The organism is Enterobacter sp. RHBSTW-01064, assembly GCF_014103035.1.
In the GTDB taxonomy this organism is placed as follows: Bacteria; Pseudomonadota; Gammaproteobacteria; order Enterobacterales; family Enterobacteriaceae; genus Enterobacter; species Enterobacter mori.
Map to the genome: position 1 here is coordinate 125,268 of NZ_JABXOU010000005.1, position 25,324 is coordinate 150,591.

At 58.0% G+C, this 25,324-nt stretch carries 25 protein-coding genes and 1 riboswitch; of the genes, 19 read left to right on the forward strand and 6 right to left on the reverse strand.

The features are described 5' to 3' along the window. Position 1 precedes the first annotated feature (1 nt). Positions 2-1,060: a molybdenum ABC transporter ATP-binding protein ModC gene (gene modC / locus HV355_RS16015; protein ID WP_182402607.1), complete on the forward strand. Its 1,059-nt coding sequence runs from the start codon at positions 2-4 to the stop codon at positions 1,058-1,060. Here the strand turns inward: modC and HV355_RS16020 are convergent, their stop codons facing one another. Beyond that, entirely contained in the window at positions 1,061-1,879 is an 819-nt protein-coding gene (locus tag HV355_RS16020) for a pyridoxal phosphatase (RefSeq protein ID WP_100165259.1), read from the reverse strand. It lies immediately after the preceding gene. 140 nt (positions 1,880-2,019) lie between these two features. Here HV355_RS16020 and pgl point away from each other — a divergent pair, with 140 nt between their 5' ends. Both pgl and tisB read left to right on the forward strand, forming a co-directional pair. Continuing rightward, a complete protein-coding gene (pgl, locus tag HV355_RS16025) occupies positions 2,020-3,015 on the forward strand; it encodes a 6-phosphogluconolactonase (protein ID WP_182402609.1) in 996 nt (331 codons plus the stop codon). A gap of 443 nt (positions 3,016-3,458) precedes the next feature. Then, positions 3,459-3,548 (forward strand): type I toxin-antitoxin system toxin TisB, encoded by a 90-nt coding sequence (tisB, locus tag HV355_RS16030; protein ID WP_182402611.1) that lies wholly within the window; start codon positions 3,459-3,461, stop codon positions 3,546-3,548. A 53-nt stretch (positions 3,549-3,601) separates the two neighbouring features. On the opposite strand, the gene HV355_RS16035 is transcribed toward tisB, so the two are convergent. After that, positions 3,602-4,885, reverse strand: a complete 1,284-nt coding sequence (locus tag HV355_RS16035) for a putative acyl-CoA thioester hydrolase (RefSeq protein ID WP_108415886.1) — start codon at positions 4,883-4,885, stop codon at positions 3,602-3,604. A 223-nt stretch (positions 4,886-5,108) separates the two neighbouring features. Here HV355_RS16035 and hutI point away from each other — a divergent pair, with 223 nt between their 5' ends. The 5 genes from hutI (at position 5,109) to hutH (ending at position 11,354) form a co-directional block, all read left to right on the forward strand. Continuing rightward, on the forward strand, positions 5,109-6,332 hold the full coding sequence (gene hutI, locus HV355_RS16040) for an imidazolonepropionase (RefSeq protein WP_182402613.1): 1,224 nt from the start codon (positions 5,109-5,111) through the stop codon (positions 6,330-6,332). Beyond that, positions 6,329-7,267, forward strand: a complete 939-nt coding sequence (hutG, locus tag HV355_RS16045; RefSeq protein ID WP_182402615.1) for a formimidoylglutamase — start codon at positions 6,329-6,331, stop codon at positions 7,265-7,267. The genes hutI and hutG overlap by 4 nt, the downstream gene beginning before the upstream one ends. A 19-nt stretch (positions 7,268-7,286) precedes the next feature. Further along, positions 7,287-8,021 (forward strand): histidine utilization repressor, encoded by a 735-nt coding sequence (locus HV355_RS16050; protein WP_029485009.1) that lies wholly within the window; start codon positions 7,287-7,289, stop codon positions 8,019-8,021. Between the two features lie 127 nt (positions 8,022-8,148). Further along, entirely contained in the window at positions 8,149-9,834 is a 1,686-nt protein-coding gene (gene hutU / locus HV355_RS16055) for a urocanate hydratase (RefSeq protein ID WP_148399830.1), read from the forward strand. After that, the gene (hutH, locus tag HV355_RS16060; protein ID WP_182402617.1) at positions 9,834-11,354 is read left to right on the forward strand and encodes a histidine ammonia-lyase; all 1,521 of its coding nucleotides are present in this window, start codon (positions 9,834-9,836) and stop codon (positions 11,352-11,354) included. The genes hutU and hutH overlap by 1 nt, the downstream gene beginning before the upstream one ends. 85 nt (positions 11,355-11,439) lie before the next feature. Here hutH and HV355_RS16065 read toward each other — a convergent pair whose 3' ends face one another. Further along, positions 11,440-11,916 carry a kinase inhibitor gene (locus HV355_RS16065; RefSeq protein WP_063143124.1) on the reverse strand — a complete coding sequence of 159 codons (477 nt, stop codon included), beginning with the start codon at positions 11,914-11,916 and terminating at the stop codon, positions 11,440-11,442. Positions 11,917-11,964: 48 nt separating this feature from the next. After that, a complete protein-coding gene (gene bioA / locus HV355_RS16070) occupies positions 11,965-13,272 on the reverse strand; it encodes an adenosylmethionine--8-amino-7-oxononanoate transaminase (protein WP_182402619.1) in 1,308 nt (435 codons plus the stop codon). A 68-nt stretch (positions 13,273-13,340) separates the two neighbouring features. On the opposite strand from bioA, the gene bioB reads away from it, so the two are divergent. From bioB to bioD, 4 genes are read left to right on the forward strand one after another with little or no spacing between them, the layout of a single operon-like run. After that, positions 13,341-14,381, forward strand: coding sequence for a biotin synthase BioB (bioB, locus tag HV355_RS16075; protein ID WP_080327842.1), 1,041 nt, complete (start codon positions 13,341-13,343; stop codon positions 14,379-14,381). Continuing rightward, entirely contained in the window at positions 14,378-15,535 is a 1,158-nt protein-coding gene (gene bioF, locus HV355_RS16080; protein WP_182402621.1) for an 8-amino-7-oxononanoate synthase, read from the forward strand. The genes bioB and bioF overlap by 4 nt, the downstream gene beginning before the upstream one ends. Beyond that, positions 15,519-16,274, forward strand: a complete 756-nt coding sequence (gene bioC, locus HV355_RS16085; protein ID WP_182402623.1) for a malonyl-ACP O-methyltransferase BioC — start codon at positions 15,519-15,521, stop codon at positions 16,272-16,274. The genes bioF and bioC overlap by 17 nt, the downstream gene beginning before the upstream one ends. Continuing rightward, the gene (gene bioD / locus HV355_RS16090; protein WP_182402625.1) at positions 16,267-16,968 is read left to right on the forward strand and encodes a dethiobiotin synthase; all 702 of its coding nucleotides are present in this window, start codon (positions 16,267-16,269) and stop codon (positions 16,966-16,968) included. Before bioC ends, bioD begins: the two co-directional genes overlap by 8 nt. Here the strand turns inward: bioD and HV355_RS16095 are convergent. Next, positions 16,931-17,653: an ATP-binding cassette domain-containing protein gene (locus HV355_RS16095; protein ID WP_010428831.1), complete on the reverse strand. Its 723-nt coding sequence runs from the start codon at positions 17,651-17,653 to the stop codon at positions 16,931-16,933. The genes bioD and HV355_RS16095 overlap by 38 nt on opposite strands. 752 nt (positions 17,654-18,405) lie before the next feature. On the opposite strand from HV355_RS16095, the gene uvrB reads away from it, so the two are divergent. Further along, positions 18,406-20,421, forward strand: coding sequence for an excinuclease ABC subunit UvrB (gene uvrB, locus HV355_RS16100; protein WP_182402627.1), 2,016 nt, complete (start codon positions 18,406-18,408; stop codon positions 20,419-20,421). 90 nt (positions 20,422-20,511) lie between these two features. On the opposite strand, the gene yvcK is transcribed toward uvrB, so the two are convergent. Then, positions 20,512-21,420, reverse strand: a complete 909-nt coding sequence (yvcK, locus tag HV355_RS16105; protein WP_010428835.1) for a uridine diphosphate-N-acetylglucosamine-binding protein YvcK — start codon at positions 21,418-21,420, stop codon at positions 20,512-20,514. 225 nt (positions 21,421-21,645) lie between these two features. Next, positions 21,646-21,779, forward strand: a riboswitch (molybdenum cofactor riboswitch). On the opposite strand from yvcK, the gene moaA reads away from it, so the two are divergent. The 6 genes from moaA to HV355_RS16135 all read left to right on the forward strand — a co-directional run bounded on the left by moaA (position 21,767) and on the right by HV355_RS16135 (position 25,246). Then, positions 21,767-22,756 (forward strand): GTP 3',8-cyclase MoaA, encoded by a 990-nt coding sequence (gene moaA, locus HV355_RS16110; RefSeq protein ID WP_100165247.1) that lies wholly within the window; start codon positions 21,767-21,769, stop codon positions 22,754-22,756. (Overlaps the previous riboswitch by 13 nt.) Positions 22,757-22,780: 24 nt before the next feature. Then, positions 22,781-23,293 (forward strand): molybdenum cofactor biosynthesis protein B, encoded by a 513-nt coding sequence (moaB, locus tag HV355_RS16115; RefSeq protein ID WP_182402628.1) that lies wholly within the window; start codon positions 22,781-22,783, stop codon positions 23,291-23,293. Between the two features lie 3 nt (positions 23,294-23,296). Continuing rightward, positions 23,297-23,782, forward strand: coding sequence for a cyclic pyranopterin monophosphate synthase MoaC (gene moaC, locus HV355_RS16120; RefSeq protein ID WP_089598948.1), 486 nt, complete (start codon positions 23,297-23,299; stop codon positions 23,780-23,782). Continuing rightward, positions 23,775-24,020: a molybdopterin synthase sulfur carrier subunit gene (moaD, locus tag HV355_RS16125; RefSeq protein ID WP_042719364.1), complete on the forward strand. Its 246-nt coding sequence runs from the start codon at positions 23,775-23,777 to the stop codon at positions 24,018-24,020. Before moaC ends, moaD begins: the two co-directional genes overlap by 8 nt. Before the next feature lies 1 nt (position 24,021). Next, on the forward strand, positions 24,022-24,474 hold the full coding sequence (moaE, locus tag HV355_RS16130) for a molybdopterin synthase catalytic subunit MoaE (RefSeq protein ID WP_182402631.1): 453 nt from the start codon (positions 24,022-24,024) through the stop codon (positions 24,472-24,474). Positions 24,475-24,538: 64 nt separating this feature from the next. After that, positions 24,539-25,246 (forward strand): Bax inhibitor-1/YccA family protein, encoded by a 708-nt coding sequence (locus HV355_RS16135; protein ID WP_010428846.1) that lies wholly within the window; start codon positions 24,539-24,541, stop codon positions 25,244-25,246. The last annotated feature ends 78 nt before the right edge of the window (positions 25,247-25,324 follow it).

Consider the following 25,324-nt stretch of genomic DNA (forward strand, 5'->3'; position numbering starts at 1 on the left):
CATGCTTGAACTCAATTTCACCCAGACGCTGGGAAACCATACCCTGACGCTTAACGAGACGCTACCGGCTAGCGGCATTACCGCCATCTTTGGCGTTTCCGGTGCGGGGAAAACGTCGCTGATTAATGCCATCAGCGGCCTGACGCGCCCGCAGTCCGGGCGTATAGTTCTGAATGACCGCGTCCTGAATGACGTGGAGAATAAGGTTTACCTCTCGCCGGATAAGCGCCGCATCGGCTATGTTTTCCAGGACGCGCGCTTATTCCCGCACTACAGCGTGCGCGGCAACCTGCGCTACGGCATGGCGAAAAGCATGGCCGGGCAGTTTGATAAGCTGGTGACGCTGTTAGGCATTGAACCTCTACTTGACAGGCTGCCATCCTCGCTCTCGGGCGGAGAGAAGCAGCGTGTGGCGATAGGGCGTGCCATTTTGACCGCGCCGGAGCTGCTGCTGCTGGACGAACCGCTGGCCTCGCTGGATATCCCACGCAAGCGTGAGCTGCTGCCGTATCTGCAACGTCTGGCGCGGGAAATCAATATTCCGATGCTCTACGTGAGCCATTCCCTGGATGAGATTTTGCATCTGGCAGACAAGGTGCTGGTGCTGGAAGAGGGCAGCGTGAAGGCCTTCGGCAGCCTGGAAGAGGTGTGGGGCAGCAGCGTGATGCACCCGTGGCTCCCGAAAGAGCAGCAGAGCAGCATCCTGAAAGTGAGCGTACTGGAACACCATCCGCACTACGCGATGACCGCGCTGGCGCTGGGCGATCAGCATCTTTGGGTCAATAAGATCGACAAACCGTTACAGTCCGCGCTGAGAATTCGCATCCAGGCGTCGGACGTCTCGCTGGTGCTGCAGCCGCCGCTGCAAACCAGTATCCGAAATATTCTGCGCGCCAAAGTGGCCGAGTGTTTTGACGATAACGGGCAGGTGGAAGTGAAGCTTGAGGTTGGCAGCAGGACGCTCTGGGCGCGCATCAGCCCGTGGGCCAGGGATGAGTTAGGCATCAAGCCCGGCCTGTGGCTTTACGCGCAAATCAAGAGCGTCTCGATCACCGCCTGATTACAGCAGGTGGGTATAAATGTACTGCGCGATGCTGTCGGTGGTGTTATCGCCGATCACCACGTTAGCGCGCGCTTTGACCGCGTCGTCGGCATTGCCCATCGCCACGCCCGTTCCTGCGGCTTCCAGCATGCTGATGTCGTTGTAGTTATCGCCAAAGGCGATCACATCCTGCATCGACCAGCCTTGAGATTCCACAAACTGCGTCAGGCGTTTGCCTTTGCTGTTACCTTTGCGGGCAATATCCACCTGATCGTGCCAGGACCATTCGCACTCCAGACCCAGCGTCTCCTCGACGTGCTTCGCGAATGCATTCAGTTTGGTGGTGTCTTCATCCGTCAGGGCGAATTTCCAGATAGCCTCAACGTCCTGTGCCGCCTGACGCAGAGAGGAAACCTGCGTAAAGACGGGGCGCTGCGCTTCCGGCAGGGAAAGCGCCCAGTTGCTGGTGCGTACCACATGGCCGGTCGGGCGCTCGTACATCATCGCGTTATCCACGTACATCAGGCCGTGAATGGCGTGCTCATCCAGCAGATCAATTAATTGCAGCGCCTGAGGAACCGGCAGCGGATCGGATGCCAAAACCTTTTTTGCATGATAATCATACAAATAGGTGCCGTTACAACAAATTGCAGGTGTATCTAACGCCAGTGCCTGATAAAAAGGATGAATGGCAACGTGATGTCGACCCGTTACGATAAGGAGTTGATATCCCACTTCCTGCGCGCGCTTAAGCGCTTCAAGAGAAGAGGGGAGCAGGGTTTTCTGAGGGGTAAGTAATGTTCCGTCTAAATCCAGTGCAATCACACGCGAGGTCATTTGTTCTTCCGGGTTAATGTTGAATTTTAGGTCTCAGGGGATGTTACACCGAGAGTAAATCGCTGCAAAATTCCTGGCTAAAATTCAGCATTCACCGTTAAAAATAATCACTTTCACGTGCAGTGAGGAAAGGAGTATTCATGAAACAAACCGTTTATACCGCCAGTCCTGAAAGTCAGCAGATCCACGTCTGGCGTTTGAATGCAGAAGGTTCGCTCACGCTGGTTCAGGTTGTTGATGTTCCGGGGCAAGTACAGCCAATGGTCGTCAGCCCGGATAAACGTTTTCTCTACGTTGGCGTGCGCCCCGAGTTCCGCGTGCTGGCGTACCGTATCTCCCCAGATGATGGCGCACTGACCTACACCGCCGAAGCACCGCTGCCGGGTAGTCCTACCCATATCTCTACCGATCGCAAAGGGCGCTTCATCTTCAGCGGTTCCTATAATGCGGGCTGCGTCAGCGTGACCCGTCTGGAGGATGGTATTCCGGTGGATACCGTTGAGGTGGTGGAAGGGCTGGAAGGTTGCCACTCGGCGAATATCTCCCCGGACAACCGTACGCTATGGGTGCCTGCCCTGAAGCAGGATCGCATCTGCCTGTTTACCCTGAGCGATGATGGGCATCTGGTGGCACAAAACCCTGCCGAAGTGACGACCGTAGAAGGCGCGGGTCCGCGCCATATGGTCTTCCACCCGAATCAGCAATATGCATATGTGGTTAACGAACTGAACAGCTCAGTAGACGTGTGGGAATTGAAAGATCCAAACGGTCAGATTGAGTGCGTGCAAACGCTGGATATGATGCCATCTGACTTCTCCGACACCCGCTGGGCGGCCGATATCCACATTACGCCGGATGGTCGTCATCTGTATGCGTGCGATCGTACCTCCAGTCTGATCACCGTCTTTAGCGTCTCTGAAGATGGCAGCGTGTTGGCGATTGAGGGCTTCCAGCCAACGGAAACCCAGCCGCGCGGCTTTAATATCGATCGCAGCGGCAAATACCTGATTGCGGCGGGGCAGAAATCCCACCATATCGCGCTGTATGAAATCAAAGGCGAGCAGGGGCTGCTGGAAGAGAAAGGGCGTTATGCCGTCGGGCAGGGGCCAATGTGGGTAGTGGTAAACGCTCACTAAGCGGCTAAAAACAAAAAACCTCGCGAATGCGAGGTTTTTTTATGCCCGGTGGTAGCCGGGTGAGCACATCAAAACATAACCAACCTGATCATCATAATATTGGCTTAAGGCGATGTAAATTCATCGTCAACAAAGAAAAGAGAATACCGAATGATCAGAAATTATTAATTATAGAATAATCATTTGCTTAGGTGATATTACTTTATAAATTCCTAAACTGATTTTATCTGTTTTTATGTACAGTGGTGATTTGATATCATTCTGTCCGTTGGTTTGATGTGCTGCAGTTCCGCAATTCAGGCTCCTTTTTAAGTCCTGGCTGTCGGGTGGTGCCGACGGTGCCTAAACTGCGGAGCACCTCAAAACATAACCAACGCACCTCTGGTGACAGGCAGCGGAAAGGTAAATCAGAGGAGAAGTGCTCTATACCAAAGGAGTGGCGTATGAGCGGTGTGGAATGGGCAATTCTGTTCCTGGAACTCATGGTTGCGATTATGCAACTATTGGATGCGTATCTTAAGTTTGGTGCCTGACGCATTCAGTCGCAGTAAAAAGGGGGATTAAAACTCCCCCTTTTACTCTCATCTTACTGCTTCTGTTCAGCAACCACTTTGCTACCCACACCGCGGTTGTTGTATTCCCACATGCGGTTGAAGCTAGCGTCGTTCAGATTGCGCTGCACGATGCCTTTATCGTCCACCGTCCCGGTGGTGCCGGAGAACGGACGTTTGGAGATGGCCGCGTCCGCCCACGGTTTGGCGATGTTGAAGCCTTCGTTGATCACGCTGTCACGGATAACAACCTGGCCGTTAGTGGCAGAGTCCACATCCAGAGAACGACCCAACTGTGCAACGTTGTCACCTGCAGCAGTGAAACGGCTGTTCACCGCCAGGAAGCCGTAGAAGAGGTTTGACTGTGTCGCTGGCGCAAACACATAACCTTCCTGCTGCGTACGCGAGTTCACCACGCGGAAGTCGGTGTTATCAAACACCACTGCGCCACGACCAGAGACCAGATCCACGTCGCCTTCAACGTAGCTGTTGGTCACCAGGGTACGGGTCAGGCGGTTATTTTGCAGGGTATTCTGCACACCGCTATTGGTAACGAAGAAGGTGTTCTGGCGACCCAGAATATTCACGTTGTTAATCTGTACCTTGTCGCCATCGCTGCGCAGAGCCACGGCCTGATGATTACCCGCGTCAACGCTGTCACCCAGGGTATTTTGAATAGTCAGGTTCTGCAATTGCAGACCGTTATTCTGCGACCAGACCACCGCTGAGCACATCACGCCAATGGTGGCGGCGCGCTTGCTCTGGCAGTTATCAAACATATACCACGCAGGTTTACCCGGCATGTATTTACCGGCCGGGTTCACAAGGTGACGCCAGGTGGTGGTGTCGATTTCGGAATCAATCGCCAGGCCAATTTTCACGTCGAGCGCTTTTTCGCCCAAACCATAAATCGTAATGCTGCCCGGCGCCGCTGGTACGTAAACGGTACCTTCATATTCACCTGGCAGGATCGCGATGTACTGACGCGATGCGCTGTGTTTAGTGATAGCCGCGTCAACTGCCGCCTGGATAGAGGTATGGGTCACGCCCTGCGCCCCAGCCGGACCCACAACGAAGTTTGGCTGTTTTGGCAGAGTAATAGAAGACGGCGTCCACGGTGCAGCATTGGGATCCATCGCCGTGAAGTAACGCGCCTGGGTGAAGTTTTTCGCTTCATCGGCGGACAGGATCGGGCGAGATGAGGTCCCCGGCGCAACCTGCTCAGAAGGTCGCTGATCCGGCGGGGTTGAGCTGCAAGCGGATAAAGTCACGCCAAAGGCAAGTGCTAACGCCAGACGGGAAATCCTGGAAATGTTCAAGGTGAAGCTCCTGGGTATGCAAGTCTTAACGGGATAGACGAAATAGCCTGCTTTTTTATACTAAGTTGAGCGAAACGGGAAGATAAAAAGGGTAAAAGTTGCGTTTTTATCCTCAGGGGGCGGGGAAGTCATCACAAATAAATAACATTTTCCATGAATGCGGTTGACACCAGACAGCAGATGAAAATAAATGTCTATACAACCCATGACAAGTGGAATCCCCATGCAGCAGCTTCATCCCGACGATGTGATATGGCGAAATGCGCGGCTGGCAACAATGGTTGCTGGCGAGCCGGAACCTTATGGCCTGAAAGAACAACACGCTCTGGTGGTCAGGGGCCAAACCCTTCTGGCCGTTGTTCCAGAGTCTGAACTGCCTTCCGGACACCGTCACAGCGTCGATCTTCAGGGACGTCTGGTCACGCCAGGCCTGATTGACTGCCATACCCATCTGGTGTTTGGCGGCGACCGCGCGGCGGAGTGGGAGCAGCGTCTGAACGGTGTGTCTTACCAGGCCATCAGCGCGCAGGGGGGCGGGATTAACGCCACCGTGACGGCGACGCGCAGCAGCTCGCCGGAAACCCTGCTAGAACTGGCGCAACAGCGGCTCCAGCGTCTGATGAATGAAGGTGTGACGACGGTTGAAATCAAATCGGGATACGGGCTAAACGCCGAGGCCGAAGAGAAGATGCTGCAGGTCGCGCGCCAGCTGAGCCTCAATAATCCAATTGATATCAGCCCAACGCTGCTGGCGGCCCATGCGGTTCCGGCGGAATACCGGCAGGATCCGGATGCGTATCTCACGCTAGTCTGCGAGCAGATCCTGCCCACGCTGTGGCAAAAAGAGTTATATGAAGCAGTCGATGTGTTTTGTGAAAACGTCGGCTTTACCCCGTCGCAAACCGAGCGCCTCTTCCAGGCTGCTACCGCGCTCGGTATCCCGGTGAAAGGGCACGTCGAGCAGCTGTCGAATCAGGGCGGCGCGGCGCTGGTCAGCCGATACAAGGGGCTTTCTGCCGATCACATTGAGTATCTCGATGACGCAGGCGTACAGGCGATGGCGGAAAGCGGCACGGTTGCCGTCCTGTTGCCGGGTGCGTTCTATTTCCTTCAGGAGCGTCAGCGTCCGCCGGTTGAACAGCTCAGAAAACAGGGTGTCCCGATGGCCGTCGCCACCGACTACAACCCCGGCACCAGCCCGTTTACCAGCCTGCATCTGGCGATGAACATGGCCTGCGTCCAGTTCGGCCTCACGCCGGAAGAGGCCTGGGCTGGCGTAACGCGACACGCGGCGCAGGCGCTGGGGCGCGGCGCCACGCACGGGCAATTAAAGGCCGGATACGTGGCGGATTTTGTCGTCTGGGATGCAAAAAATCCGGTAGAAATGGTTTATGAACCGGGACGTAATCCTTTGTATCAACGCGTCTTTCGGGGGAAAACGCTATGACACTGTGGCGGTCCACATCACCGCAGATCTGGCAGGGGCGCGACGACAGCGCTGAAGCCACTAATGCAAAACGCATTTTCCAGACTATTCAGCAACGTGAAGCGTTTTCACCTGCGCCTTCAGGCATTGGCCTGATAGGCTTTGAATGTGATGAAGGGGTAAAGCGCAATCACGGCAGACCCGGCGCGGTGCAGGCACCCGATACACTTCGCCGGGCGCTCGCGAACATGGCAAGCCATCAGGGACATGAGCGGCTTGTGGATATGGGCTCAATTTATCTCGAGGGCACAGATCTTGAAGCCGCGCAGCGGGCATTAAGCGATGCGGTGGTGCAATGCCAGCAGTCCGGGATGCGTACGCTGGTCTTTGGCGGCGGGCATGAAACCGCGTGGGCGCACGGCCGCGGCGTGCTGGACGCTTTCCCGAACGCGCGGGTTGCCATTATCAACCTTGATGCCCATCTCGATCTGCGCAAAGCCGATCGGGCCACGTCAGGCACGCCGTTTCGCCAGCTGGCGAATTACTGCGATGGGCGCGGGCGGCAATTTCAGTACGCCTGCTTTGGCGTGAGCCGGGCGGCGAACACGCTGGCGCTGTGGGATGAGGCGGAACGTCTTAACGTCACGCTGGTGGAGGATCTGCATTTCAGGCGTGATGCGCTCTCTTCACTGGAAAAGGTGCTGGCGCAGGCCGATCGCGTTTATCTCACGATTGACCTGGACGTTCTCCCTGCTGGAGAAATGCCCGCCGTCTCGGCCCCTGCGGCACTGGGCATACCGGCGCTGGATCTTATGCCGATCATCGAACGCATCTGCCGCAGTGGAAAACTGCAGGCCGCCGATCTGGTAGAATTTAACCCGCAGTACGACCGCGATGGGCAGGGCGCAAAGCTTGCCGCCCGTCTGGCCTGGCAAATTGCTCACTGGTGGGCATAACACTATTCAAGGAGTCACGATGTTTTCACGCTCACCTCTGCCGCCGTCGAGCCCTCCCGCGCCTTTCTACGAAAAGGTGAAGCAGGCCATTAGCGAAAAAATTGCCACCGGCGTCTGGCGGCCGCACGACCGCATTCCCTCGGAGGCCGATCTGGTGGCGCAGTTTGGTTTTAGCCGCATGACCGTCAACCGGGCGCTGCGTGAACTGACCGACGAAGGGCTTCTGGTACGCCTTCAGGGCGTGGGGACGTTTGTGGCGGAACCAAAAGGGCAGTCAGCCCTGTTTGAGATCCGCAGTATTGCCGATGAGATAACCTCGCGAAATCACCAGCACCGCTGTGAGGTGCTGGTGCTCGAGGAGACTCAGGCCAGCGCCGAGCAGGCCGTAGAGCTGAATGTGAAAGAGGGAAGCCGCATTTTCCATTCGGTGATGGTGCATTTTGAGAACGACATTCCGGTGCAGATTGAAGATCGCTGCGTGAACGCTGAACGGATCCCGGACTATCTGAATCAGGATTACACCCACACCACGCCGCATGCGTATCTCTCGCTCGTCGCCCCGCTGACGGAAGGGGAGCACATTGTGGAGGCGGTTCGCGCCACGCCGCAGGAGTGTGAGTTGTTGCGCATTAAAGAGCACGATCCTTGCCTGCTTATTCGCCGCCGCACCTGGTCATCCTCGCAGATTGTGTCGCATGCCAGACTGCTGTTTCCCGGTAACCGTTACCGGCTGCAGGGCCACTTTATGTCATAAGTTTTATAAGCGTGATCGCTAACGCAATATAACAAAATTGTATCTTTTTTGTTAAATCTGACCTTGTGTGTGCTTGTCTATACAAGTATATCTTAATGCATCATCTGTCCCGTATGAGGAGCACACAATGTCGTCAGGTAAATACCGCCAGCAGGACGTTCGCGCGCCGCGCGGCACCACGCTTACCGCCAAAAGCTGGCTCACCGAAGCACCGCTGCGCATGTTAATGAACAATCTTGATCCTGAGGTAGCGGAAAATCCCCACGAGCTGGTGGTCTACGGCGGCATTGGCCGCGCCGCGCGCAACTGGGAGTGCTATGACGCCATTGTCGAGTCCCTCACCAACCTTGAAACTGACGAAACTCTGCTGGTGCAGTCCGGCAAGCCGGTAGGCGTATTTAAAACGCACAAAAACGCGCCGCGCGTGCTGATCGCCAACTCTAACCTCGTGCCGCACTGGGCCACCTGGGAACACTTCAACGAGCTTGATGCGAAAGGGCTGGCGATGTATGGCCAGATGACCGCCGGGAGCTGGATCTACATCGGCAGCCAGGGGATTGTGCAGGGCACATACGAAACCTTCGTGGAAGCCGGTCGCCAGCACTATAACGGCTCGCTGAAAGGCCGCTGGGTGCTAACCGCCGGTCTCGGCGGCATGGGCGGCGCGCAGCCGCTGGCCGCCACGCTTGCCGGTGCGTGCTCGCTGAACATTGAGTGCCAGCAGAGCCGCATTGATTTCCGTCTGCGTACCCGTTACGTCGATGAACAGGCAGCCGATCTGGACGATGCGCTGGCGCGCATCAAAAAATACACGTCCGAAGGCAAAGCGGTGTCGATTGCCCTGTGCGGTAACGCGGCGGATATTCTCCCGCAGCTCGTCGCCCGCGGCGTGCGCCCGGATCTGGTCACCGACCAGACCAGCGCCCATGACCCGCTGCACGGCTATCTGCCAAAAGGCTGGACGTGGGAAGAATATCAGCAAAAAGCGGAAACCGACCCGGAAGGCACCGTGCTTGCCGCAAAACGCGCCATGGCGGAACACGTTTCCGCGATGCTGGCCTTTAGCCAGATGGGCATTCCGACCTTTGATTACGGCAACAACATCCGCCAGATGGCGAAAGAGATGGGCGTAAATAACGCTTTCGACTTCCCGGGATTCGTTCCGGCCTATATCCGCCCGCTGTTCTGCCGCGGCATCGGTCCGTTCCGTTGGGTTGCCCTGTCCGGCGACCCGGAGGACATCTACAAAACCGACGCCAAAGTGAAGGAGATCGTCGCCGATGACGAACACCTGCATCGCTGGCTGGACATGGCCCGCGAGCGCATTAACTTCCAGGGCTTACCAGCGCGAATCTGCTGGGTAGGGCTGGAGTGGCGTCAAAAACTCGGCCTGGCCTTCAACGAAATGGTGCGCAGCGGTGAAGTTTCCGCGCCGATCGTCATTGGCCGCGACCACCTGGACTCCGGCTCCGTTGCCAGCCCGAACCGAGAAACGGAAGCCATGCGCGACGGTTCGGATGCGGTCTCCGACTGGCCATTGCTGAACGCCCTGCTGAATACCGCCAGCGGCGCGACCTGGGTGTCGTTGCACCACGGCGGCGGTGTAGGGATGGGCTTCTCCCAGCATTCCGGGATGGTCATCGTCTGTGACGGAACCGACGAAGCCGCCGCGCGTATCGCTCGCGTGCTGCACAACGACCCGGCCACCGGCGTGATGCGTCACGCGGATGCGGGTTATGAGATTGCCATTGACTGTGCCAAAGAGCAGGGCCTTAACCTGCCGATGATCCCTGCCACACAAGGAAAGCATTAATGAACGCGTTAACACTCACTCCCGGCTCGCTGACCCTCAAACAGCTGCGTAACGTCTGGCGCAATCCTGTCACCCTTTCGCTGGATGAAAGCGCCCACGCCGCCATTAACGACAGCGTGGCCTGCGTCGAAGCCATCGTCGCCGAAGGGCGCACCGCCTACGGGATCAACACCGGCTTTGGCCTGCTGGCACAGACCCGCATCGCGACACAGGATCTGGAAAACTTACAGCGTTCGCTGGTGCTGTCGCATGCGGCGGGCGTCGGCCAGCCGCTGGACGATGAAATTGTCCGTCTGATGATGGTGCTCAAAATTAACAGCCTGGCGCGCGGTTTCTCCGGCATTCGCCTGAGCGTCATTCAGGCGCTGATGGCGCTGGTCAATGCGGAAGTCTATCCGTGGATCCCGGCGAAAGGCTCAGTTGGGGCATCTGGCGATCTCGCGCCGCTGGCGCACATGTCCCTGCTGCTGCTGGGTGAAGGCAAAGCGCGCTGGCAGGGCGAGTGGCTTCCTGCGAAAGAGGCGCTGAAAAAAGCCGGATTAACGCCCATTACGCTGGCGGCGAAAGAAGGACTGGCGCTGCTGAACGGCACCCAGGCATCGACCGCTTTCGCTCTGCGCGGCCTGTTTGAAGCGGAAGATTTGTTTGCCTCGGCGGTGGTGTGCGGTGCGCTGACCACTGAAGCCGTGCTGGGCTCGCGTCGTCCGTTCGATGCCCGCATCCACGAGGTGCGCGGTCAGCGCGGGCAGATTGATGCCGCCGCGATGTACCGTCACGTGCTTACCGACACCAGCGAAATTGCCGATTCACACCATAACTGCGAAAAGGTGCAGGATCCGTATTCCCTGCGCTGCCAGCCGCAGGTGATGGGCGCGTGCCTGACGCAGCTGCGCCAGGCGGCCGAGGTGCTGCTGGTCGAAGCCAACGCGGTGTCCGATAACCCGCTGGTGTTCGCCGAGGAAAACGAGGTTATTTCCGGAGGCAACTTCCACGCCGAGCCGGTGGCGATGGCGGCGGATAATCTCGCGCTGGCGATTGCCGAAGTCGGCGCGTTGTCCGAGCGTCGCATTGCGCTGATGATGGATAAACATATGTCCCAGCTGCCACCGTTCCTGGTGCGTAACGGCGGGGTCAACTCGGGCTTTATGATTGCCCAGGTGACCGCTGCGGCGCTGGCGAGCGAGAACAAAGCCCTGTCGCACCCGCACAGCGTGGACAGCCTGCCAACGTCAGCGAACCAGGAAGATCACGTTTCGATGGCACCGGCTGCCGGGCGTCGTCTGTGGGAAATGGCCGCCAACACCCGCGGCGTGCTGGCGGTGGAATGGCTGGCGGCAAGTCAGGGTATCGACCTGCGAGAAGGGCTTAAATCCAGTCCGCTGCTGGAGCAGGCGCGTCATGCGCTGCGTGAGTATGTATCGCACTACGATGACGACCGCTTCTTTGCGCCGGATATTGATAAGGCGATGCAGCTTCTGGAAGAAGGGCGGCTGGTGGGGTTGTTACCTTCGGTGCTGTGATTTTTTGCCCGGTGGCGCTGCGCTTACCGGGCCTACGAGTGCGAAATGTAGGCCGGGTAAGGCGTAGCCGCCACCCGGCTTTTTTTTATGAATACATCGCCGTAATCGACGCGCTCCCCAGCGAATGGAAATGCACGTTAAACCCGACCATCGCGCCGCTCGCCCCTTCATCCACCTCAATCTTGTCCACATCCAGCGCGTGCACAGTGAAGATATAGCGGTGAGTTTCCCCTTTTGGCGGCGCTGCGCCGCCGTAGCCCGCTTTACCAAAGTCGGTGCGCGTCTGAATGGCACCTTCAGGCAGGGCAACCAGGTCAGAGCCGGAGCCCTGCGGCAGGACGCGCGTGTCGGCAGGCAGGTTCGCCACGATCCAGTGCCACCAGCCGGAGCCGGTCGGCGCGTCCGGGTCGTAGCAGGTCACGACAAAGCTTTTGGTTCCGGCCGGAACCTCGTCCCACGCCAGGTGCGGGGAGATATTGTCTCCCTGATACCCCATGCCGTTGAATACGTGACGTTCCGGCAGCTTTTCACCGTCGCGCAGATCTTTACTGATGATTTTCATACGGTTTACCCTCGTTAATCACTCGTTCAGGAAGTGTAACGCATGGGGTCAAATCGTGAAATGCGCGGGAATGTTAACGGCTGTAACGACCGCGTCGGTTAATTTACGCAGCTGCTCTGGCGTGATGCTGTACGGCGGCATCAGATAGATAAGCTTGCCGAACGGGCGCACCCAGACGCCCTGCTCAACGAAGAAGCGCTGCAGCGCCGCCATATTCACCGGATGGGTGGTTTCAATCACGCCGATGGCACCCAGCACGCGCACGTCCGCCACGAAATTCGCGCCCGAGGCGGCGCTCAGATCCTCTTTCAGCTGCGCCTCAATTGCCGCAACCTGCTTCTGCCACTCGCCGCTCTCCAGAATGGCGAGACTTTCGCTTGCGACGGCGCAGGCCAGCGGGTTGCCCATAAACGTCGGGCCGTGCATAAAGCAGCCCGCCTCGCCGTCGCTGATGGTGTCGGCAACGTGACGGGTCGTGAGCGTGGCGGAGAGCGTCATGGTGCCGCCGGTCAGCGCTTTACCCAGACACAGAATATCCGGCGCAATGCCCGCATGCTCGCAGGCAAACAGCCTGCCGGTGCGGCCAAAGCCGGTGGCGATCTCATCGGCAATCAGCAGAATGCCTTCGCGGTCGCACATCTTGCGAATACGTTTTAGCCACTCCGGATGGTACATCCGCATTCCGCCTGCGCCCTGCACGATAGGTTCAAGAATGACGGCAGCAATCTCGTGACGATGCGCCGCCATCAGCCGCGCGAAGCCGACCATGTCCATCTCGTTCCACTCGCCGTCGAAGCGGCTCTGAGGGGCCGGGGCAAACAGGTTTTCCGGCAGATAGCCCTTCCACAGGCTGTGCATGGAGTTATCCGGATCGCACACCGACATCGCCCCGAAGGTATCCCCGTGATAGCCGTTGCGGAAGGTGAGGAACCGCTGGCGCGTTTCGCCCAACGCATGCCAGTACTGCAGCGCCATTTTCATCGCCACCTCCACCGCCACGGAGCCGGAATCGGCCAGGAACACGCACTCCAGCGATTCAGGCGTCATCGCCACCAGGCGACGGCATAAATCCACCGCGGGCTGATGGGTTATCCCGCCAAACATCACGTGCGACATCTGGTCAATCTGCGCCTTCATCGCCGCATTCAGGCGCGGGTGGTTGTACCCGTGAATGGCCGCCCACCAGGAGGACATCCCGTCAACGAGCCGTTCGCCGCTAGCGAGATGCAGCTCGCAGCCGTGGGCCGAGGCCACCGGATAGACGGGAAGAGGGCGGGTGGTGGAGGTGTAAGGGTGCCAGATATGCTGCTTGTCGAAGGCGAGATCGTCCTGGGTCATAATCGACTTGTAAACCATTTTGAAAAGTTTTAGGTTTACGAGTATAAACCGAACCGAAAATTAACAAAACCCTTTGGAGAAGCCCAATGGCTCACCACGCACGCTGGACGATGTCGCAAGTCACTGAATTATTCAACAAACCTTTCCTTGAGCTGATGTTCGAAGCGCAGCAGGTGCATCGTCAGCACTTCGATCCACGCCATGTTCAGGTCAGCACGCTGCTGTCGATCAAGACCGGTGCCTGTCCCGAAGACTGCAAATATTGCCCGCAGAGCGCGCGCTACAAAACTGGCCTGGAATCCGAACGGCTGATGGAAGTGGAGCAGGTGCTCGACTCGGCGCGCAAGGCGAAAAACGCTGGCTCGACCCGCTTCTGCATGGGCGCGGCGTGGAAGAACCCGCACGACCGCGACATGCCGTATCTGGAGCAGATGGTGAAGGGCGTGAAGGAGATGGGCCTCGAAGCCTGTATGACGCTCGGTACGCTGAACGACGAGCAGGCGCAGCGCCTTTCCGCGGCGGGGCTGGACTACTACAACCACAACCTCGACACCTCGCCGGAGTTTTACGGCAACGTCATCACCACCCGTACCTATCAGGAGCGTCTGGATACGCTGGATAAAGTGCGTGACGCGGGGATCAAGGTCTGCTCCGGCGGTATCGTGGGCTTAGGCGAAACGGTGAAAGACCGCGCGGGCCTGCTGCTGCAGCTGGCGAACCTGCCGACTCCGCCGGAAAGTGTGCCGATCAACATGCTGGTGAAGGTTAAGGGCACGCCGATGGCGGACAACGACGACGTGGATGCGTTTGATTTTATTCGCACCATCGCGGTGGCGCGCATCATGATGCCGACCTCTTTCGTGCGCCTCTCCGCCGGTCGCGAGCAGATGAGTGAGCAAACTCAGGCCATGTGCTTTATGGCCGGAGCCAACTCCATCTTCTACGGCTGCAAGCTGCTGACCACGCCGAACCCGGAAGAGGACAAAGACGTTCAGCTGTTCCGCAAGCTGGGGCTCAACCCGCACCAGACCGAGGTGCTGACGGGCGATAACGAGCAACAGCAGCAGCTGGAGCAGCAGATTTTTAACGCCGACACCGACCAGTTCTACAACGCGGCAGCCGTATGACCTGGCAGGCACGAATACATACCGCGCTGGACGAACGCCGGGCGGCAGAGGCGTTTCGCGTTCGCAGGGTGGTGGAAAACGGCGCGGGCCGTTTTCTTACCCGCGAGGGGCGGCAGTTTTGTAATTTCTCCAGCAACGACTATCTCGGGCTGAGCCAGCATCCGGCCATCATTCGCGCCTGGCAGCAGGGCGCGGAGCGGTTTGGCGTGGGCAGCGGCGGCTCGGGACACGTCAGCGGATACACCGCGGCGCATCAGACGCTGGAGGAAGAGCTTGCCGACTGGCTCGGCTACCCGCGCGCGCTGCTCTTTATCTCCGGCTTTGCCGCGAATCAGGCGGTTATTACCGCGCTGATGGAAAAAGAGGACCGCATTGTCGCTGACCGCCTGAGCCACGCCTCGCTGCTGGAGGCGGCAAATTTAAGCCCGGCACAGCTGCGCCGCTTTGCCCATAACGATGCGGGGCAGCTCGCCGCGCTGCTGGATAAACCCTGCGACGGACAGCTGCTGGCAGTCACGGAAGGGGTGTTCAGCATGGACGGCGACAGCGCGCCGCTTGCCGCGCTGCACGAGGCCGCAAAACGGCAAAACGCCTGGCTGCTGGTGGACGATGCCCACGGTATTGGCGTGATGGGCGACGAAGGGCGCGGCAGCGCGCATCAGCAAAACGTGAAGCCGGAACTGCTGATTGTCACCTTCGGCAAGGGCTTTGGCGTCAGCGGTGCCGCCGTGCTGTGCAGCGATTCGGTCGCTGACTATCTGCTGCAGTTTGCCCGACACCTGATCTACAGCACCAGCATGCCTCCGGCGCAGGCCGTGGCGCTGTCTGCGTCGCTGGCGGTGATCCGCAGCGCAGAAGGGGATGAACGTCGCCAGCGGCTGGCAGAGCATATCTCATGCTTCCGTCAGGGGTTAGCGGCGCTGCCCTTCCACAGTCCCGATTCGCAGAGCGCTATCCAGCCGGTGATTGTCGGCGAAAACGGCCGCGCGCTGGCGCTGGCACAGACGCTGCGCGAGCGCGGCATCTGGGTGACCGCCATCCGCCCGCCAACGGTCCCGCCGGGTACCGCGCGGCTGCGCTTAACCCTGACGGCGGCGCATGAAGCACGGGATATCCAGACGCTGCTGGAGGCGCTCCATGTTGCCGGTGAATAAACAGGCCGTTGCGGCGGCATTTGGCCGGGCCGCGCAGAGCTATTCGCAGCACGATGAGCTACAGCGTCAGAGCGCGCAGGGGCTTCTGGCCGCGCTTGGCGAGAACCGTTTTCCGCAGGTGCTGGACGCCGGCTGTGGTCCCGGCAGCAACAGCCGCTACTGGCGCGGGGCGGGAAGCCAGGTCACGGCTATCGACCTCTCAGACCTGATGCTCGACGAGGCGCGTCAGAGGCAGGCAGCGGATTGCTATCTGCTGGCCGATATCGAGGCGATTCCGCTGGCGGATGCGCAGTTCGATCTGGTCTGGAGTCATCTGGCGGTCCAGTGGTGCAGCAGCCTGCCACAGGCCTTACGCGAGCTTTATCGCATGGCGCGACCGGGCGGGAAGGTGGCCTTTACCACCTTGCTGGAAAGCTCGTTGCCTGAGCTGAACCAGGCGTGGAAAGCGGTGGATGAGCAGCCGCACGCTAACCGCTTTTTATCGCATGAACAGGTGACGCAGGCGCTGGCAGGCTGGCGCTATCGCAGCACGGTACAGACCATCACCCTCAATTTTAGCGATGCGTTCAGCGCCATGCGCTCGCTGAAGGGCATCGGGGCCACGCATCTGCATGCCGGGCGGGAGAGAAAACTGCTCACCCGGGGACAACTGCAGCGTCTGGAGCTGGCCTGGCCGCAGCAGCGGGGTCATTTCCCGCTCTCTTATCAACTTTTTCATGGGATTATCGAACGTGACTGAACGTTATTTTGTGACCGGCACGGACACGGAAGTGGGCAAAACGGTTGCCAGCTCGGCGCTACTGCAGGCGGCGCAAAAGCTTGGGAAAAACACCGCCGGATATAAACCCGTTGCTTCCGGCAGCGAGATGACGGCGGAAGGGTTACGCAACACTGACGCGCTGGCGCTCCAGCGCAACAGCACGCTTGAACTTGCCTATTCAGCGGTGAATCCGTACACCTTTGCCGAGCCGACCTCGCCGCACATAATCAGCGCCGATGAAGGCCGTCCGATTGATTTCGCCGTCCTGTCTACCGGATTACGGACGCTGGAAAGCCAGGCCGACTGGGTGCTGGTGGAGGGGGCTGGCGGCTGGTTTACGCCGCTTTCCGAAGAAAACACCTTTGCTGACTGGGTGCAGACCGAGCAGCTTCCGGTCATTCTGGTCGTCGGCGTCAAGCTGGGCTGCATCAATCACGCCATGTTGACGGCGCAGGCCGTACAGCAGGCCGGGCTGCGTCTGGCGGGCTGGATAGCCAACGACGTGGTTGCGCCGGGGAAACGACACCAGGAGTATCTGGCGACCCTCAAACGCGTGCTCCCCGCGCCGTGCCTCGGGGAAATCCCCTGGCTTGCTGACGGCGCGGAAAATGCCGACACCGGGTGTTATCTTGACCTCAGCGTCTTGCTTCCCGCGACATCCAGTGGGCGATAAGCTCGTCATCCAGTTCGTTAACGTGGCCCTGCGCCACGTTACGCCCGCGATAGAGCATGCAGAAACGCTCCGCAACCCGGCGGATAAACGACAGCTGTTGCTCCGCTAATAACACCGTCATACCCAACTCCCGATTTAAGCGCACCAGCAGCTGCCCCAGCTTCTGGGCGAAGCTGTGTCCTGCGCCGTGCAGGGGTTCATCGAGGATCAGCAGGCGCGGGCGGTTCACCAGCGCGTTGGCCAGCGCCAGCTGATACTGGTCGTCCGGAGAGAGCGTGTTGGCGCGGGCCTGCCGCAGCGCATAGAGTGCCGGAAACAGGTCGTAAACGTCTCTTTTCGCCTCAGGGTCGGGTTTCCCCACGGCCTGCATCGCAATATGCAAATTCTCATCAATGGTCAGCTGGGAAAAGATCCGTCTGTCCTGCGGCACATAGCCTATGCCCGGCATGGAACGGTGCTCTGACGCCTGGTTGAGCAAATCGCGCGGCGGCGCACCGGCTTCATGCCAGATAATGGTGCCGCTTTCGACGGGCACTTTTCCGGTAATGCAGTTCATCAGGGTCGTTTTGCCCATTCCCGGCAGGCCAACGACGCCTGTACACATGCCTTGCGGAAAATCTAAATCCAGGTTCCATAGCGTATGTTGGCTTCCGTAAAACTGATTCACAGCACGCAGACTCAACATCTTTCTCTCCTTAAAAATGTTTATTGATGACGCTCGTAGTCGACTGTGCAAAACGCCTGCCAGAAACCATAAAGTGATTAAAAAAGGGGCTTTTTTAGGAATAGGTCTCTGCGGATCGTCGTGCGGATCCTTGAATTGCACATCAACGGTGCCGGAAGCGGTGAATTATGGTGCAGGGCGTGAAATGGCGGATTTGTGAGCGAGATCGCATGCGTTGGTTATGAATGACTCAACTGTTTATCATCAAAAAATAGCTATAAAAATTTTTTGTTGCCGCCTCGTGGGAAAAACCGGGAATTTGCCGAGTGGCGGTCTGTACGGGCTGGACGCAGTTATCCACTATTCCTGTGGATAACCATGTGCATTAGAGTTAGAAAACACGCGATAAGCGAGAGAATACGCGGGTTACGCCCGAATTGATGCGAAACACGGCTTTAGAAAATATCGCTTAGTAATTAAATGGTTAGATAAAATCAATTGCCGTCATGAAACTGTCACCCGTTGCCACAAAACTATCATTACCTGGCTTGACAAATGTTAAAAAAGGAAAAGTTCTGGGGATAACCGAGTCAGGCTGGTGTTTTATTTTGTCACAGTCTACATTTCAACCGGGATCGCGCTCATTCCCCGGGCGCTACTCTAAATATCCTGCCACGCTACTGGTTTTTCATCCAGTGTTTTTTACTGGCATTCCTGGCAACAACGAGTAAAATTACTCACCTGCCGCTTATAACGTCATCAGGTTGTCGCCCATGAGTAAACCGTTCAAATTGAATTCTGCTTTCCGTCCTTCGGGGGATCAGCCCGAGGCCATCCGCCGTCTGGAAGAGGGGCTGGAAGATGGGCTGGCGCATCAGACGCTATTAGGTGTGACGGGGTCAGGTAAAACCTTCACCGTCGCCAACGTGATTGCAGATCTCCAGCGCCCAACGATGGTGCTGGCACCCAATAAAACCCTGGCGGCGCAGCTTTATGGTGAGATGAAAGAGTTCTTCCCGGACAACGCGGTGGAGTATTTCGTCTCCTACTACGATTATTACCAGCCAGAAGCCTATGTGCCGAGCTCTGACACCTTCATCGAGAAGGATGCCTCAGTGAACGAACACATTGAGCAGATGCGTCTGTCGGCCACTAAGGCGCTTCTGGAGCGTCGCGATGTTGTGGTTGTCGCATCGGTTTCCGCGATCTACGGCCTGGGCGATCCGGATCTCTATCTCAAGATGATGCTGCACCTGACGCAGGGGATGATCATCGACCAGCGCGCCATCGTCCGTCGTCTGGCGGAGCTGCAATATGCCCGTAACGATCAGGCCTTCCAGCGCGGGACGTTCCGCGTGCGCGGTGAGGTGATCGACATCTTCCCGGCGGAATCAGACGATATGGCGCTGCGCGTCGAGCTGTTTGACGAAGAGGTTGAACGCCTGTCGCTCTTCGACCCGCTGACCGGACACGTTGAGTCGGTGATCCAGCGTTTCACTATCTACCCTAAAACGCACTACGTGACGCCGCGCGAGCGTATCGTGCAGGCGATGGAAGAGATCAAAGTGGAGCTGGCCGAGCGCCGGAAGGTGCTGCTGGCGAACAATAAGCTGCTGGAAGAGCAGCGCCTGAGCCAGCGTACCCAGTTCGACCTTGAGATGATGAACGAGCTGGGCTACTGCTCCGGCATTGAAAACTACTCGCGCTATCTCTCCGGGCGCGGGCCGGGCGAGCCGCCGCCGACGCTGTTTGATTACCTTCCGGCAGACGGTTTGCTGGTGATCGACGAATCCCACGTGACGATCCCGCAGATCGGCGGGATGTACCGCGGTGACCGGGCGCGTAAAGAGACGCTGGTGGAGTATGGATTCCGACTGCCGTCAGCGCTGGATAACCGTCCGATGAAGTTTGAAGAGTTTGAGGCGCTCGCGCCGCAAACCATTTACGTCTCGGCCACGCCGGGCAACTACGAGCTGGAGAAATCCGGTGACGACGTTGTCGATCAGGTGGTGCGTCCAACGGGTCTGCTCGACCCGATTATTGAAGTTCGTCCGGTGGCGACTCAGGTGGACGATCTGCTCTCGGAAATTCGGGCCCGTTCCGCCATCAACGAGCGCGTGCTGGTGACCACGCTCACCAAACGCATGGCGGAAGACCTGACCGAGTATCTGGAAGAGCACGGCGAGAAGGTGCGTTATCTGCACTCGGATATCGACACCGTCGAGCGCATGGAAATTATTCGCGATCTGCGTCTGGGCGAGTTTGACGTGCTGGTGGGGATCAACCTGCTGCGAGAAGGTCTGGATATGCCGGAAGTCTCGCTGGTGGCGATTCTGGATGCGGATAAAGAGGGCTTCCTGCGTTCCGAGCGTTCGCTGATCCAGACCATTGGCCGCGCCGCGCGTAACGTCAACGGGAAAGCGATTCTGTACGGTGACAAAATCACCCCATCGATGGCGAAAGCGATTGGTGAAACGGAGCGCCGCCGCGAGAAACAGCAGCGCTACAACGAAGAGCACGGCATCACGCCGCAGGGTCTGAACAAGAAGGTGGTGGATATCCTGGCGCTGGGCCAGAACATTGCCAAAACCAAAGCGAAAGGTCGCGGCAAGGCGCGCTCAGTGGTGGAAGAAGATACCGTCGTGCTGACGCCGAAAGCGCTGCAGCAGAAAATCCACGAGCTGGAAGGACAGATGATGCAGCACGCGCAGAATCTGGAGTTCGAAGAAGCGGCGCAGATCCGCGACCAGCTTCATCAGCTGCGGGATCTTTTCATCGCGGCATCGTGAGTGGGTTTTGCCCGGTGGCGCTGCGCTTACCGGGCCTACGGGGTTAGCGTCTTTTGTAGCCCCGGTAAGCGCAGCGCCACCGGGGGGTTGCTAGCCCAGCGCCTGAATCGCCTTCTCCAGCGCCTCGCGCAGCAGGTGACGGTCATGGCGATACTTAATATCACTCGCTTCTAGCGGCTCCTGCACCACCACGCGGTCGCCAATACCCGATACGTCCACCTTCGGCCCCACCACGACACCGTCGATAATTTTTTTACCGACGTACTGCTCCATTAAATCAAGCTTGTCCGCCAGCGACAGGCTCGCCGCCGCCGGGCTCAGTTCACGTCCCAGGTTACCGATGTAGACCATCGGGGCGGGGGTGCGGCGCAGCGCCTGCGCCAGCTCTTTCACCAGCAGAATCGGCATCAGGCTGGTGTAAAAACTACCAGGGCCAATCAGGATCAGATCCGCTTCACCGATGGCTTCTACCGCTTCGCGCGTGGCGGGGACGCTTGGATAGGTCATTAGCTCCGTTGGCGGCAGGATAAGCTGATCAATATTCACCTCACCGTAAACTTCATGCCCTTCAGCGTCGATAGCCATTAAATCGACCGGTTGTTCAGACATGGGGATCAGAAATGCATCCACTTTAAGCAGATTACGGATCAGGTTGATGGCTTCGAGAGGCCGCACACTCAGGTGATCTAAGGCCTTTAACATCAGATTTCCGAGGTTATGCCCGGAAAGTTCGCCATTACCGCCAAAACGGTACTCAAACATCGCCGATGCGACGCTCGGTTCGGTAATTAACTGGTTCAGACAGTTGCGCATATCTCCCCAGGCAATCCCGCCTTCGGCACGTCGGATCCGCCCCGTTGAGCCGCCGTTATCGGTGGTGGTCACTATCCCTGTCAGCCTTGACCCGAGTGACGACAATGAGGACATGACGCGGCCCAGGCCGTGGCCTCCGCCAAGAGCGACCACTCGGTCAAGATCCGCAAAAGTGCGATTGCGCATAGGTATTCCTTATCACGTTCGATCGCGTAACAGTAACCTAACTACCCCTAAAAGACGATGCCTCAGCCGATGCAAAATGACGTATATCAATGTGAAAGTGTGGTTTTTGGGTATCCTGTAGCGAAAATGCACGATTAAGTCGCTATATATATAATTATATAGCGAAATGCGAGAATGGCGAAGTGATGATTTCCGCGTTACTATCGCTATAACCACGTTTTCATTTTTGAAAACATACACTCTAGCCTTGGCGCCTGTGTCGAACGATATGGCGCCCTGGCCGTGGCAAATTAGCCACCAGGGTACAGAAAGAAATGACTGTGCCTCCCGATTTGGAAAGGTGTACATGGCTTCACAACTTACTGATGCTTTCGCGCGTAAGTTTTATTACTTACGTCTGTCGATTACCGATGTGTGTAACTTCCGTTGCACCTATTGCCTGCCCGATGGCTACAAGCCGGGTAAGGTCACCAATAACGGCTTTCTCTCCGTGGATGAAGTGCGCCGCGTTACGCGCGCCTTCTCTGAGCTCGGCACCGAAAAGGTGCGTCTGACCGGAGGCGAACCCTCTTTACGTCGTGATTTTCCCGACATCATTGCCGCCGTACGTGAAAACGAACGTATCCGCCAGATTGCGGTGACCACTAACGGTTACCGCATGGCGCGCGACGTGGCGAACTGGCGCGATGCGGGCCTGACGGCGATCAACGTCAGCGTAGATAGCCTCGATGCCCGTCAGTTCCACGCCATTACCGGACAGGACAAATTCCATCAGGTGATGGAAGGCATCGACGCCGCATTCACTGCGGGGTTCGACAAAGTCAAAGTGAATACCGTGCTGATGCGTGATGTAAACCATCATCAGCTGGACACCTTCCTGGCGTGGATCAAACCACGCCGCATTCAACTGCGTTTTATTGAGCTGATGGAAACCGGCGAGGGCAGCGAGCTGTTCCGTCGTCATCACATCTCTGGCATGGTGCTGCGCGACGCGCTGCTGAGACGCGGCTGGATCCACCAGATCCGCCAGCGCAGCGACGGCCCGGCGCAGGTCTTCTGTCACCCGGATTACGAAGGTGAGATAGGCCTTATCATGCCCTATGAGAAGGACTTCTGCGCCAGCTGCAACCGCCTGCGCGTCTCCTCCGTTGGCAAGCTTCATCTCTGCCTGTTTGGCGACGGCGGCGTAGACCTTCGCGATTTGCTGGAAGACGATGCGCAGCAGGACGCGCTTGAAGCACGCATTTCTGAAGCGCTGACGCATAAAAAACAGACCCACTTCCTGCATCAGGGCAATACCGGCATTACTCAGAACCTGTCTTACATCGGCGGGTAATCAGTCTTAAGAAGGAATCAGAAGATGAGTCAGGTAAGCGCAGAATTTATCCCGACACGCATTGCTATCCTTACCGTTTCCGACCGCCGTGGCGAAGAGGATGATACCTCCGGCCACTGGCTGCGCGAGGCGGCCCATGAGGCGGGGCATAGCATCGTCGATAAAGCGATCGTAAAAGAGAACCGCTACGCCATTCGCGCTCAGGTCTCTCAGTGGATCGCCAGCGATGAGGTGCAGGTGGTGTTGATTACCGGCGGCACCGGTTTTACCGCAGGCGATCAGACTCCCGAAGCGCTGATCCCGCTGTTCGACCGCGAAGTGGAAGGCTTCGGCGAAGTGTTCCGCATGCTCTCCTTTGAAGAGATTGGTACCTCCACGCTCCAGTCACGCGCCGTGGCGGGCGTGGCAAACAACACGCTGATTTTCGCCATGCCGGGCTCGACCAAAGCCTGCCGTACCGCGTGGGAAAACATCATCGCCCCGCAGCTGGATGCTCGTACCCGTCCGTGTAATTTCCACCCCCATTTAAAGAAATAAGCTATGTCACAACTGACCCACATTAACGCCGCCGGTGAAGCGCATATGGTGGATGTTTCCGCCAAAGCGGAAACGGTGCGCGAGGCGCGCGCGGAAGCGTTCGTCACTATGCTGCCAGAAACCCTGGCGATGATTCTCGACGGCAGCCACCACAAAGGTGATGTCTTTGCGACCGCGCGCATCGCCGGTATTCAGGCCGCGAAACGCACCTGGGACTTAATTCCGCTGTGCCATCCGCTGATGCTGAGCAAGGTGGAAGTGAACCTGCAGGCGCAGCCGGAGCACAGCCGGGTGCGTATTGAGTCACTCTGCCGCTTAACCGGCAAAACCGGCGTGGAGATGGAGGCCCTGACGGCGGCCTCCGTCGCCGCGCTGACCATCTACGATATGTGTAAAGCAGTGCAGAAAGATATGGTCATTGGCCCGGTGCGCCTGCTGGCGAAAAGCGGCGGCAAATCCGGTGATTTTAAGGTGGACAGCCATGATTAAGGTGCTCTTTTTTGCCCAGGTGCGCGAGCTGGTCAATACCGACAGCCTGACGCTGGATGCGTCCTTCGAAAACGTCGCTGCCCTGCGCGCGCATCTGGCGGCACAAAGCGACCGCTGGGCGCTGGCGCTCGAGGAAGGCAAGCTGCTGGCCGCCGTGAATCAGACGCTGGTTGAATTCACCCATCCGCTGAACGCAGGGGATGAAGTGGCCTTCTTCCCGCCGGTGACAGGGGGCTAAGATGGCTGAAACACGAATTCTGGTGAGTCCCGAGCGTTTTAACGTGGGGACCGAATACAGCTGGCTGGCGGAACGCGATGAAGACGGCGCGGTCGTGACCTTCACCGGCAAAGTGCGCAACAACAACCTCGGCGACAGCGTGAAGGCGCTGACGCTGGAGCACTATCCGGGGATGACCGAGAAATCGCTGGCGGCGATTGTCGACGAGGCGCGGGGCCGCTGGCCGCTTGGCCGCATCACGGTTATTCACCGCATTGGCGAGATGTGGCCTGGCGAGGAGATTGTCTTCGTCGGGGTGACCAGCGCGCACCGCGGCAGTGCGTTTGCGGCAGGGGAGTTCATTATGGACTATCTCAAAACCAAAGCCCCGTTCTGGAAGCGTGAAGCCACGCCGGAAGGTGACCGCTGGGTGGAATCGCGCGACAGCGATAAACAAGCCGCCAGCCGTTGGTAGTCGGTTTACGTGGATGTGTTAATCTTAACGTGTGTGTCTACTTAATCTTAATCAGGAGTGAATCATGGACCGATTTCCGCGTTCCGATTCAATAGTACAGCAGACCCGTAGCGGCCTGCAGACGTATATGGCTCAGGTGTACGGCTGGATGACGGTCGGCCTGCTGCTTACCGCGTTTATCGCGTGGTATGCGGCGAACACGCCTGAACTGATGATGTTTATCTTTTCCAGCAAAATCACCTTCTTTGGGCTGATTATCGCGCAGCTGGCGCTGGTGTTTGTGCTTTCTGGCCTGGTGCAAAAGCTGAGTGCCGGAATGGCGACCACGCTGTTTATGCTCTATTCAGCGCTAACCGGACTGACGCTTTCCAGTATTTTCATCGTTTACACCTACTCCTCCATCGCCAGCACCTTTGTGGTGACCGGCGGGATGTTCGGCGTGATGAGCCTGTACGGTTACACCACCAAACGTGACCTGAGCGGCTTAGGCAACATGCTGTTTATGGGGCTGATTGGGATCGTGCTGGCGTCGCTGGTGAACCTGTGGCTCAAGAGTGACGCGCTGATGTGGGCTGTGACCTACATCGGGGTGGTGGTCTTCGTTGGCTTGACGGCCTACGACACCCAGAAGCTGAAAAACATCGGCGAGCAGATTGACGTGCGCGACAGTTCTAACCTGCGCAAATACTCGATTCTGGGGGCGTTGACGCTGTATCTGGACTTCATCAACCTGTTCCTGATGCTGCTGCGTATTTTCGGCAACCGTCGTTAAGGTTGCTTTGCCGGGTGGCGGCTTCGCCTTACCCGGCCTACGAAACGCGAACCGTAGGTCGGGTAAGGGGAAGCCGCC